Source organism: Streptomyces sp. NPDC096048 (assembly GCF_044763415.1).
In the GTDB taxonomy this organism is placed as follows: Bacteria; Actinomycetota; Actinomycetes; order Streptomycetales; family Streptomycetaceae; genus Streptomyces.
This window is the reverse complement of sequence record NZ_JBIWGG010000010.1, coordinates 89,000-100,456: the sequence shown is the minus strand read 5'-3', so window position 1 is coordinate 100,456 and position 11,457 is coordinate 89,000. Positions and strand designations below refer to the sequence as shown.

The 11,457-nt window shown below is 67.9% G+C and carries 9 protein-coding genes; 8 read left to right on the top strand and 1 reads right to left on the bottom strand.

Annotated features, from left to right (window positions below; all coding sequences use genetic code 11):
• Window positions 1-379 precede the first annotated feature (379 nt).
• From ACIQ6R_RS27090 to ACIQ6R_RS27060, 7 genes are all read left to right on the top strand, one after another.
• A complete protein-coding gene (locus ACIQ6R_RS27090; protein WP_404223996.1) occupies window positions 380-1,654 on the top strand; it encodes an MFS transporter in 1,275 nt (424 codons plus the stop codon).
• A 56-nt stretch (window positions 1,655-1,710) separates the two neighbouring features.
• Window positions 1,711-2,700: a phosphoglycerate dehydrogenase gene (locus ACIQ6R_RS27085; RefSeq protein WP_404223994.1), complete on the top strand. Its 990-nt coding sequence runs from the start codon at window positions 1,711-1,713 to the stop codon at window positions 2,698-2,700.
• Between the two features lie 45 nt (window positions 2,701-2,745).
• Window positions 2,746-4,131 carry an acyclic terpene utilization AtuA family protein gene (locus tag ACIQ6R_RS27080; protein ID WP_404223992.1) on the top strand — a complete coding sequence of 462 codons (1,386 nt, stop codon included), beginning with the start codon at window positions 2,746-2,748 and terminating at the stop codon, window positions 4,129-4,131.
• Window positions 4,124-4,456, top strand: coding sequence for a DUF4387 domain-containing protein (locus tag ACIQ6R_RS27075; protein ID WP_404223991.1), 333 nt, complete (start codon window positions 4,124-4,126; stop codon window positions 4,454-4,456). Before ACIQ6R_RS27080 ends, ACIQ6R_RS27075 begins: the two co-directional genes overlap by 8 nt.
• 325 nt (window positions 4,457-4,781) lie before the next feature.
• The gene (locus tag ACIQ6R_RS27070) at window positions 4,782-6,233 is read left to right on the top strand and encodes a DUF6351 family protein (protein WP_404223990.1); all 1,452 of its coding nucleotides are present in this window, start codon (window positions 4,782-4,784) and stop codon (window positions 6,231-6,233) included.
• A gap of 531 nt (window positions 6,234-6,764) precedes the next feature.
• Window positions 6,765-6,956: a hypothetical protein gene (locus ACIQ6R_RS27065; protein ID WP_404223988.1), complete on the top strand. Its 192-nt coding sequence runs from the start codon at window positions 6,765-6,767 to the stop codon at window positions 6,954-6,956.
• Window positions 6,953-8,536 (top strand): cation acetate symporter, encoded by a 1,584-nt coding sequence (locus ACIQ6R_RS27060; RefSeq protein ID WP_404223986.1) that lies wholly within the window; start codon window positions 6,953-6,955, stop codon window positions 8,534-8,536. Before ACIQ6R_RS27065 ends, ACIQ6R_RS27060 begins: the two co-directional genes overlap by 4 nt.
• A 974-nt stretch (window positions 8,537-9,510) precedes the next feature.
• Here the strand turns inward: ACIQ6R_RS27060 and ACIQ6R_RS27055 are convergent.
• Entirely contained in the window at window positions 9,511-10,578 is a 1,068-nt protein-coding gene (locus tag ACIQ6R_RS27055) for an amidohydrolase family protein (RefSeq protein WP_404223985.1), read from the bottom strand.
• A 238-nt stretch (window positions 10,579-10,816) separates the two neighbouring features.
• Between ACIQ6R_RS27055 and ACIQ6R_RS27050 the strand changes: the two genes are divergently transcribed.
• On the top strand, window positions 10,817-11,452 hold the full coding sequence (locus ACIQ6R_RS27050; RefSeq protein WP_404223983.1) for a TetR/AcrR family transcriptional regulator: 636 nt from the start codon (window positions 10,817-10,819) through the stop codon (window positions 11,450-11,452).
• Window positions 11,453-11,457: the final 5 nt, after the last annotated feature.

The window sequence follows — 11,457 nt, the reverse complement described above, 5'->3', positions numbered from 1 at the left end:
GTTGCCCGCCGGCCAGCCTGCGCCGCGGGAGGCGAAGAGCGGATCCGGGGTTCGCGGGAAGCGGGCCGGGGCCGACCCGGCCTTCGTGATCGTCGTCTCTGAGGAAGGCAGCGCCATCCGTGAGGAAGGTGGCGCCAGGAGGCCACGGGGGAAGAACGCGGGACATCCGTAGCCGGAACCGGGTGCTCCCCACCGCGAGCCGGCTTCACGGCCCTTCGTCCCGGTCGGACAGGACATCGGCCTCCCCCAGCCGGACGGATTCATCGATCCAGAGCGGGCCGGCCATGCCGGGCGCAACCGTCACCCGATAACACCCGCCCGCACCGATAAACTATCCAGCGGCTGCCCGACATGGTGGCAGCGCGAAGGGACGACCCTCATGACGACGACGTCAGCAGGGCAGCGCTCGAATACCCGGCGCATCACGTTCTTGGTTGCTCTCGCGGTCTTCGCACAAGAGTCGACCTGGAACTTCTACGAAGCTCAAGTCCCCCCGCTTCTGCGGGAGCATCTCACCAGCGCAGCCGTCGTGGGTCTGCTGATGGGCATGGACAACCTGCTGGGCATCTTCATCCAACCGTGGATCGGTAACCGCTCGGACCGCACCAGGACCTCCTGGGGACGACGGATGCCCTACCTCGTCGTCGGAATGCCGGTCGCCGCCGTGTTGTTCGCCGTTATCCCGCACACCTCGGCGTCTTTGCCGCTGCTGATCGCGGTGATGTTCACGTATGCGCTCGTGGCCAACACGTTCAAGCCGATCGCCGAAGCACTCGTGCCGGACTTCATCGCGCCTGAGCGACGCAGCCGAGCCAACGCCGTCGTCAAGATCGCATCGAGTATCACCGCAATCGTCGCCGCGCTCCTCAGCATCTTCCTGGTGGACGATCACCCGGATCTGGCGTTCGCGGTACCCGCGGTCATCATGGTGGTATCGGTCGGGGTCCTCGCGGTTACCGTGCGCGACAACCGGTCCCCGGCGTACCAGGCGGCGGTGGCCGAGAGCAGCGAGATGGACAGCGCCGAGGGCACCGGGCCACGGGTCCGGGACACTTTCGTCGAGATCCTCAAGGACACTGACCGCAGCCGGCTCCTGCTCCTCCTCGCGATTTTCCTCTTCGGCAGCGCCTGGGCCGCGTCGCGGTCGCTGATGACGCCGTACGGGATGGAAGCTCTCGACATGTCGCGAGGAGCTGCCGGTGGCCTCACCCTGCCCAGCGGTGTCGCGTTCATCGTGGCGGCCTATCCGGCAGCCCTGTTCGCCGAGCGCTATGGCCGGCTCCGGGTCATGACCGTGGGCATGTCGGTCTTCGCCGGCGCCATGGTGCTGGGCACGCTCATCCAGACCCCGGTGGGGGCTGCCGTGGCACTGTGCCTCGCGGCCGCCGGCGCGACTTGCTTCCTCGTGAACGCGGTGGTCGTCCTGTGGAACCTCGCACCCTCGGCACGGGTCTTCGGAACATACGCCGGTATGTACACCGTCGGTTGGGCCGGCGGTGGTTTCCTCGGCCCGGCGCTGGTCGGCGGGATGGTCGACATCAACGGCTGGCCCTTGATGCTCATGGACATCGCCCTGATCACCGCGCCGTCGATCGTCATCGTGGCCAGAATCGGCGCGCTGCAGCGCCGCACCACCCGGACTCTCACCAAGTAGACAGCCCCCGTAGCCCGGCGCGAGCGAACGGCGGGCCCAGCAAGAGACGAGGTACGGTGCCCCGCATCCTGATCACCACGGACTATCTACGGCCCGGCGACGACGTCGATCAGTACCTTCGGGAGCACGGACACACGACGGTCCACTTGCCGATGACCGGCCGCCGTGATCCTGAGGAACTCGCGGCGGCCCTGGACGGGATCGACGCGGCGCTCGTCGCAAACGAACCCCTGACCGCCGAGGTCCTGTCCCGGGCTTCCGGCCTGCGCGCCATCGTGCGGACCGGTGTCGGCTACGACTCGATCGACATCGACACCGCGGGCAAGCTCGGGATCACGGTCAGCAACCTGCCGGGCATCAACGCGAACGCCGTGGCCGAGTACACCATGGGCCTCCTGCTGGCCACGGCGCGGAGACTGGTGCAGAGCGCAGTGGGCGTCGCGGTCGGCGGCTGGCCGAGGGAGGACGGGCACGAACTGCGCGGATCCACTCTCGGTCTCATCGGATACGGCGCGGCCGCACGGGCCCTGATACCTCTGGCGCAGGCCTTCGGCATGGGTGTGCTCTGTACGACCAATGTGCCCGCGGCCCAGCGCACGGACGATCCCTTGGTGCGGTTCGTGGACCTTCCCGAGCTGCTGTCGACCGCCGACTACATTTCGGTGCACACCGCACTGACGAAGCGGACCCGGGGTCTCCTCGACGCCTCCGCGTTCCGGCGGATGAAACCCACGGCGGTCCTGGTCAACACCGCACGAGGTGCCGTCGTCGACGAACAGGCCCTCGCCGACGCCGTGCGCACCGGTCAAATCGCCGCGGCGGCCCTCGACGTGGTGAACGAGGAGCCGCTCACCGCCGACAGTCCGCTGCGCAACGTGGACGGGATCACCGTGTTCTCCCACCTTGCGGGCCAGACCGCGGAAGCACGAGCGGCCGCGGGCCTCGAGGGAGCGGCCGAGGCGGTGGCCGCGCTCGCGGGTCATCCCCGCTTCGCCGTGAACACCCATCTGCTGCCCCATACCCGCCCCGCCCGGGTCGACGGGTGACAACCCGCCCGCCACCGGCCCCACACCCCCATAGGAAGAGGAAGAATGGACAACGAACGGGTGGACCAGGTCAAAGTCCTCTCACCCACTGGCATGCTCGGAGCAGGTTTCCCCGAAGCCACGATCGCGCGCGGTGTGGAACTGGGCGCCGACGTCATCTCCGTCGACGGGGGCAGCACCGACTCCGGTCCCCACTACCTCGGCGCCTCACAGCCCAAGACCACCCGTGCGGCGGTCGCCCGCGACCTACGCGTCCTGCTCAAGGCGGCGGCGGGCGCGCAGATCCCGGTGATCGTGGGTTCGTGCGGAACGAGCGGAACCGACTCCGGTGTCGACTGGGTTGCCGGCATTGTCGCCGACATCCTGGCAGACGAGGGACTCAGCATGTGCGTGGCGCGCATCTACAGTGAGCAGGACAAGGGCACGCTCCTGGAGCGCCTGCAGGGTGGCCGCATCCACGCCCTGCCTCCGCTCGGTGAACTGCAACCGGAGACGTTGCAGAGCTGCACGCACATCGTGGGCGTGATGGGGCACGAACCGATCGTCGCCGCCCTGGAGGCCGGTGCCCAGGTCGTCCTGGCCGGCCGCGCCACTGATACTGCCATCGCCGCCGCCTACCCGATGATGAAGGGGATGCCGGCCGGGCCGACGTGGCACGCGTCCAAGATCATTGAGTGTGGCGGGCAGTGCACCAGTGATCCGCGTGCCGGCGGCGTGCTGGCCACCATCGACGCCGAGGGCTTCACCATCGAGCCGCTGGACCCGACGGTCACCTGCACACCGATCCTGGTCGCCGCCCACATGCTCTACGAGACGGTGAACCCGTTCGAGATGCGTGAGCCGGACGGCACCCTCGACGTCCGTGACGCCGTCTACACCGCCCTGGACGAGCGCACAGTACGGGTCGAGGGCTCCCAGTTCCACGTCGCCGACCAGCACACCATCAAGCTCGAAGGCGCCCGGATCACCGGCTACGAGACGATGTCCTTCACCGCGATCAGGGATCCGCACATCCTCGCGAACATCGACGGGTGGGCCGAGCTCATGCGCACGATGATCCGGCAGCGGGTGGAGCAGACGATCGGTCTGAGCGAGGACAAGTATGCCTTCGACCTGCGACTCTACGGCCATAACGCCATCCTCGGGGATCTCGATCCGGCGGTAGGTCCGCCTCGCGAGGTAGGGGTCATGCTCCTGGTCAACGCGCCGGACCAGAGCACCGCCACCGGCGTCGCGAAGATCGCCAATCCCTTGATGCTGCATCTGCCGACGGTCCACATGGACTTCCTGCCGAGCCTGGCGTTCGCCACCTCGCCGGCCGAGACCGAACGCGGACCCGCCTACGAGTTCGTGCTCAACCACGTCGTCGACAGCATCACCCCCACCGACCTTTTCCGCGTCGAGATCGAGGAGGCTCCCCACCATGGCTGAGACCGCTCCCACCACCTTGGGTGACCTGGCGCACGAGGTCCGGTCCAAGAACGCGGGACCATTCTGGGTCACCATGGAGCTGTTCATGCGAGATGCGGACGGCTATCGCATCGCCGCCGATGAGACGTTCCTCAACGAGGGCACGGTCGCCCGACTCTATGGACTCGACGAAGCCGACATCCTGATGTTCCGGATCCCGTCGCTGAATGTCGTCAAGATCTCCTTCCCGCGGCCCGTCGGCCAGGCGTCGCTGCGGGACCGAGACGTGCACTCCGGTCAGCACCATGTGCCGCTGGCCGTCCTGCCCGTGCCCGCTGCCTCCTGACACGGCTGCGGCTCCGGGCAACAGAGCCAATAGAGCACAGGCGACGCCGACGGCACAGGGCCGGGCACCACGCTCTGACGACGATGACGTGACAGCCGGGCCGGCACCACCGCCGGCCCGGCAGTGGAGCCGAACGCACGCACGGCCTCGCCGTGACCTCTTCCCGCGCATGTTCTTGATGTGCTTCCCACCGCGTCCTCAGGCGCTACACCACGGTCCTGCGTACCCGCGAGCGCCGTTCGCCCGTGACGGGGCGAGCCGCATGAATCGAGACGCGCAGTCTTCCGTCAGCTCACCCTCGACCCGCACTCGAAGGAGCAGTTCATTGGACACACTTGCCGCGCCCTCGTCCGGCCGTCGTCGCCGGGGACGGCTGTATGCGCTCGTGGCCGCCGCCGTCGCTGCCGTTGTGGTGATCGGGGTGGTCAACTACGTTCCCTCGTCCGGGGCCGAGACCACGAAATCCGACCCTGCGGCCTGTCCGGCCGTTTTGAAGGAGAAGGCCAAGTGTTACACCGGCCAGGACGACAACGGCGCCTACTACACGATGGCCGTTCCCCACGACTGGAACGGCTCTCTCGTCGTCCATGCCCATGGTGGGCCGGACTTCTCCTACGACGAGTCCACGTCGACCGAGGACCTGGAACTCTGGGCGGTCATGGTCGAGGAGGGGTACGCGTGGGCTGCTTCCTCCTACCGGCGGGGCGGTTACGGGGTGCGGATGGCCGCCGCCGACACGGAGAACGTACGCCGGCTGTTCGTCGAGGACTTCGGTCGTCCCGAACGGACCTTCCTGCACGGCCAGTCCTGGGGCGGCAACATCGCGGCCAAGGCGGCCGAGATCTACGGCGGGCGAAAGGGCCGCTACGACGGGGTGATGACGACCAACGGCTTCCTGGCGGGCGGCACGCGAGGCTACAACACGCGCCTGGACCTGCGGGTCGTCTACCAGTACTACTGCCGTAATCTCCCCCGCCCCAGCGAGAAGCAGTACCCCCTGTGGCAGGGACTGCCCGCCGACTCGAAGCTGACGCCCGAGGACGTCGCGGCCCGGGTGGCGGAGTGCACCGGCGTCGGTTCGGATCCGGCGAAGCGGACCGCGCAGCAGCGGCGCAACCTCAAGAACATCCTGGCGGTCACCCGCACCACTGAGGAGACGCTGCCCACGAACATGCTGTATGCGACCTTCCTCTTCCAGGACATCGTCTCCAAGAGGCTGGACGGCCGTAACCCGTTCACCAACCGCGGGATCCGTTACGAGGGTTCCCACGACGACAAGGCACTCAACGCGGGCGTGGCGCGGTTCTCCGCCGATCCCACCGCAAAGCGCGACTTCTCCTACGACACCGACCTCACCGGCCGGATCTCCATCCCGGTCCTCACGATGCACGCGATCGGAGACCCTCAAGTCTTCGTCGAGCACGAGGCGGCCTACGAAGCCGCCGTGCGTACCGCCCAGCGGGACGAGAATCTCATGCAGACGTTCACCAAGGAGAGCGAGCACGGTGAACTCAGCACCGCCGAGTACGCCACGATCCTGGATGCGTTGGACACCTGGGCGAGTACCGGCCGCAAGCCCACCACCGCGGCCATCGCGCGTTCATGCGCCTCTTTCGACACCGAGCACGGCGGAGGGTGCCACTTCGATCCGGCCTTCCGTCCCGAGCCCTTCCACACCAAGGTCTCTCCGCGGCCCGGCGACCGCCGCTGGCCCGCTATGTCCGCCACGCGGGAACGCATCTGGAGCAAGATCGACGGCGTAGGCATCGCACCCTGAGGCACGAGGACGCGCTGGGAACGCTGACAGCCTCCTCGGCCCCGGGAGGCCGCGTGAACCGCCACGCGCTGCCCCGGGTTCCCTTCTCGGTGTACGGAGGGAAGGCGTATGGAACGTCCGCGCACGCCCGGAGCGCGGATTCCTACCCGCCCGGGCGGCTCGTTGTCCATCCGCTCGGCCTGCCGAGTCGACCGCAATGTCGGGATCCGTGGCCGCCGGGCCGGCGATCATGCTGCCTGCTCCCTTGCGCGCTGAGCCGTACCCCGTCTCGCACGGAGATGCACTACTCCGGTGGGCAGGCCGCACATCCCGCGGTGCCAAACCGCGATGCACCTCAGACCGGTGCCCCTGGGGCAACCCTTTTCTCCACCTCTGTCCACGGAGTCGCCCGTGTCTTTCCATGACGCATTCACCTCACCCAGAACCGACGCAACGGCCCTCCATCCGCCTGCGGTTCCACAGCAGCTGCGGGAAAGCGCCCTGCGCATCAGGAGAACCTTCGGCGCGGTCAACATCGTGACCGTACTGGCCTTGGCCGGACTCAATCTGATCTTCCCGGACGCTCTGGCCACCCCCGTCGTCGGCCGCATCACGCTGGGCATCGCACTCATCGGCCTCTACGGAGCCGTCCTGATCGCCAGCGCGATCTGGTACGACAGGGCCTTCGCGACCCGGTGCGATCAGATGTCCACCGGTCTCACCAGTGTCGAGGAGCGCAGATGACGCCGTATCTGGCACTCGAAAGCGGTGGCCTGGGCACGTCCCTGACAGCCTTCCTGCTGGTCATCGTCGCGTCGTTCCTTCTCTGCCTCGTCGTTGGTTCCGGCGAGGACACCGTCTCCAGCTTCCTGAGCGCCGACCGCTCCCTCTCCGGCCTGCGCAACGGGCTGGCCATGTGCGGTGACTCCCTATCCGTAACAGCGCTCCTCATACCCGTCGGCACGGTCGCCCTGGCCGGCTACGACGGCATGGTTTTCGCCGCGTGCTCCGTGGCCGCTCTCGCGGTGGTGCTGGCAGTGGCGGAACCGGTGCGCAACACCGGGGCCTTCACTCTCGGTGGCATCCTGGCCAGTCGCATCGACCACTCCCGCGTCCGCCTCGCCGCCGTCGCCGTCACGATTTTGGTGTGCGTCCCGCTCATCGTCGTCCAGCTCGTAGTGGCGGGTGACGCCACCGCATACCTCCTGGGAGTGAACCGGCCAGGCGCCGCCCAGGTCTGCATCGCCTTCCTCGGACTGCTCATCGTCTCCTTCGCGGCGTTCGGCGGGCTTCGGGCCACCAGCGTGATCGAGGTGGTCAAGGTGGTGCTGGTCCTCGGCGTCTTCCTTGCGGCGGTCTACGTTGTCTTCGAGCGGTTCGACTTCAGCTTGGACAGCGTGCTCGAGTCCGCCGCTACGGGAAGCGGTCGCGCCGAGCAGTACCTGGAACCCGGCCAGCTCTACAACAATGTCCGGTTCGGAACGGTGGAGCGGCTCTCGGCGTGCCTGACCCTTGCTCTCGGCTTCGGGGTGCTTCCGCCCCTCCTCATGCGTATCAGCGCTTCACGCACGGGTCCTTCTGCCCGCCGGTCGGCCCGGCACGCCGTCCTCGCTTTCGGCCTTGTCTCGTCAGTGATGACCGTGCTGGGTCTGGGAGCAGCCGCCCTCGTCGGAGGGGAGACCATCATGGCGGACAGCGAGGCGGGCTACTCGGCTATGTACCTGCTCTTCGACGACATCTCCGCCGGGCAGAACGCGCTGTTGTCCACCGCGTTCGCCTGCGCGATGTTCGTCACGGCCCTCGGATCGGTCGCCGGGCTGACGCTCGCGGCCGCAGCGTCCCTGTCTCACGATGTGTACGCCACGGTGATGCGGCGCGGCCGGGTGGACCAGGAGCGTGAAGTCCGGATGACCCGCTGGATGCTGGGCGTCCTCGGCATTCTCAGCGTGGCGCTCGCGGTGATTCTGCACGACTGGAACGTCATCTTCTTCGCCTCGTTCGCCGCTGCGGTCGCCGCCTCGACGATCCTGCCCGCCTTGCTTTTCACCCTGTTCTGGAAGGGTTTGACTCGATGGGGCCTGCTGTGGACCCTGTACGCAGGGTCCATCTGTTGCGTCACGGCGCAGTTGTTCTCCCCTACGGTCTCCGGCGTTCCGGGGGCTCTCTTCCCCGAGTCGGACTTCGCCGTCCTCCCCGTCGAGAACATCGCGATCGTCACCGTCCCGGCGGGCTTTCTCATCGGCTGGTTGGTCAGTCGCTTCGACGGTCGGCGTGCCGCCCTGGACTACGAGGACGCTGAGCGCAAGATTCTCACCGGTGTCTAGGATGGCCGTCGCCCCGAGGGGGAACGCGCCGCGCACGGTGGGTGTTGTGTGAGCGGCGCAGCATGGCCGGGCGGGCGTCCTCGCGACCCTGGGCGCCGAGGGCGGGCGGCCTGGCCGGCTGGTTTCCCTCTTCGACATCGACGGCCGCTGGGCAGTGTCCGCACCGGGACCGTGCCTCGGACCTCAGCTGCGCTTCCACGGCAAGCACCGTTGCGGCACTTGATGTCGACGCCGGTGAGCACCTTGTGCTCGTACGTGAGTGTTCGCCAGGGAACCGGCGGCCCAGTCGGCTGACGACCCAGCCGAGAAGGAGGCCCACGGGGACAGTGAGGATCGCGACGTTCTTCAGAGGGAACCAGTCCGGGAGCCAGTCGAGGTCGAGGTCGGGGGAGCACGCTGTCGGCATGCTCGAAACGGTGGGGCCGAACAGATGCATCACGAAGCAGCAGCCAGCTCCGCCGTAGAGGGACCACAGGAGGCTGCGGCGGGTGAGCCCCTTCCAGAACAGGGTGCAGAGCAGAGAGCGGGGAGGACGACGGAGAAGGCCACCGCCACCGCGAACGATGCGAAGAAATCTTCTCTCTGCTCTCCGATGCCGGGCGCGCGTCGATGAGCGGGTCGCAGCCGGTAACGCAGGCGCGCCTGTACCAAACCGCGCAGACGAACAGAACCGGAGCGTGGAGGCAGGGCAGGGCCATACCGAGGGTGAACGCACCGGCGACAGTGGTGGAGTGGGCGTCGTCGTGGATCTGGCCGAGGCCGATCAGCATGACGGCGGCCACCAGGTTCGTCGTCACCAGCCGCTTTCTCAGCCGGATGGCCGTCGACCGCAGGTCGGATGAGCCGGGCGGCGCGATCCTCGGGGTCGGTAGCGAGGGAAGGCGTCGTGGGCCGAGGGCATGCGTAACTTCCTCGGAGAAGGTGAAGGTCTCGGTCCGGGCTTGTCGGTGGACCGGCCCGGTACGGTGGTCCGATCAGTCGGACGGCGCCAGCCGGGGGAACAGCGCTGCGGCGGACTGACGCTGCATCGCCCGCTGCTGTTCGGCGGTGAGCGCCTCGTCACGGGCGAGGGCTTCCGCTAGACCGTGGACGACCCAGTCGGGCGTGAACGGGTAGTCGCTGCCGTAGAACAGATGGTCCGCGTCGGTGAGGGTCAGAAGAGCGGGCAGGAGCCGAGGCAGGGCGAAACCGGCCAGGTCGTAGTGGAGCCGTCGCAAATGGCCAAGCACATCCACGGGGCTGTCACTGACGGCGATCGAGAAAGCGGAGATCCGGTCGGCGAGCGCGGGCAGCGTCGCTCCCGCGTGCGGAACGATGAAGCGAATAGCGGGGTACCTGTCGAGAACGCCGTTGAGGATCAGTCCTGTGACCGCGCGGGTCGTTTCGAAGGGGAACTCCAGCATGGGCCGGGGCAATCGCATGCTGGTGGTTTCCCAGCACAGCGGCGAGGCCGGGTGGAGCAGGACGGCCGCGGCGCGTTGGTCGAGTTCGGCCATCAGCGGTTCATAGCACGGGTCCCCGAGATACCGGCCGGCGTAGTGGGTGTGGAGCGTGATCCCGTCGGCACCCAGTATGTCGAACGCGTGACGCACTTCGGCCAGGGCCCCGGACAGGTCGGGCAGCGGAAGCGAGGCGAGAAGTCCGAAGCGGTGCGGATGGGTGTCTACGTGCGCGGCGCCCTCCTCGTTGACCGCACGCGCCAACTCACGTGCGGCTGTGTCATCCCCGAAGTGCACGCCGGGCGAGGACACCGACAGCAGGGCGGCGGCGATGCCGGTGTTGTCCATCGCCTCCAGCGCCGCCTGCGGGGACCAGTCGGGAATGGCGGGCATGCCGTCGGGCCGGCCATGTCCGGCGGCGTGCATCGCGGACCGCAGACGGGGAGTGACGAAGTGCGCGTGCACGTCGATGGCGTCAGTAAGCGGGGTGGTGTGTTCAGGGCTCACGTGCTGTCCCATTCGTGAGTAGTTCCAGGTCAGCCTCGCGAGGTCTTCCGGACTGACTGGTTCGGACGGGCTCGTGGTGGTCGCGGGGGACGCCAAGTACATCCTGTCGGCTCCTGCCCGCCGAGGTCTTTGTCGGGCCGCCGCCAGAGGCCGGGTGTGTCGGCGGGAACCGGTTCTCAGTGAGTTGGAGGCCTTGGGGAAGGACGTAGGTCCTCCGAACGTTCCATGCTGAGATCATGGATTCAGATTCCATGGCTGCGGATGACCACAGTTGTCAATCTGCTGACTTCATCATATTCGTGTTCATCATCACCTTGGTTGGTAGGGTCATCGCATGCCGAGTACAGCCCCATCCAGCAACCGCTTTGAGCGGCGTCGTGCCGCGACCAGGCGGGCCCTCGTGCGTGCCGCCCGGGAGATCCTTGCCGACACGGACGACACGAGTGTGAGCATTCAGGCGATCGCGGAACGGGCGGACGTCGGGTTCGGCTCGTTCTACAACCACTTCGAGTCGAAGGCGGAGCTTTTCGACGCGGCCGTGGCGGACGCGTTGGAGGAGTTCGGTCAGGCCTTCGACGACCAGTTGCGGGGCGTGGAGGACCCGGCCGAGCTGGTCGCCGCGGGCTTCCGGCTCAGTGCCCGCATGGCAGACTCGCACCCCGAGCTCATGCAGGTCGTGCGTCGCCGCGGCCTCGCCCACCTGCACTCCGATCTGGGGCTGGCCCCGCGTGCGCGGCGTGACGTGGAGCGCGGCATCGCGTCGGGTCGCTTCGCCGCCGTCGATCCCGTCGTCGCGGTGTCCGCCCTGGGCGGCGCCTTGCTGGCTCTGGTGGAGCTGCGGTTCGCGCGCCCCGACATCGATGGCACTGCCGCCGCCGTCGACATGGCGGGCATGACGCTGCGGATGCTGGGTCTGCCGCCCGACGAGGCCGACGAGGTCGCGCGGCGCCCACTGCCCGTCGTCGCCTGAGCCCT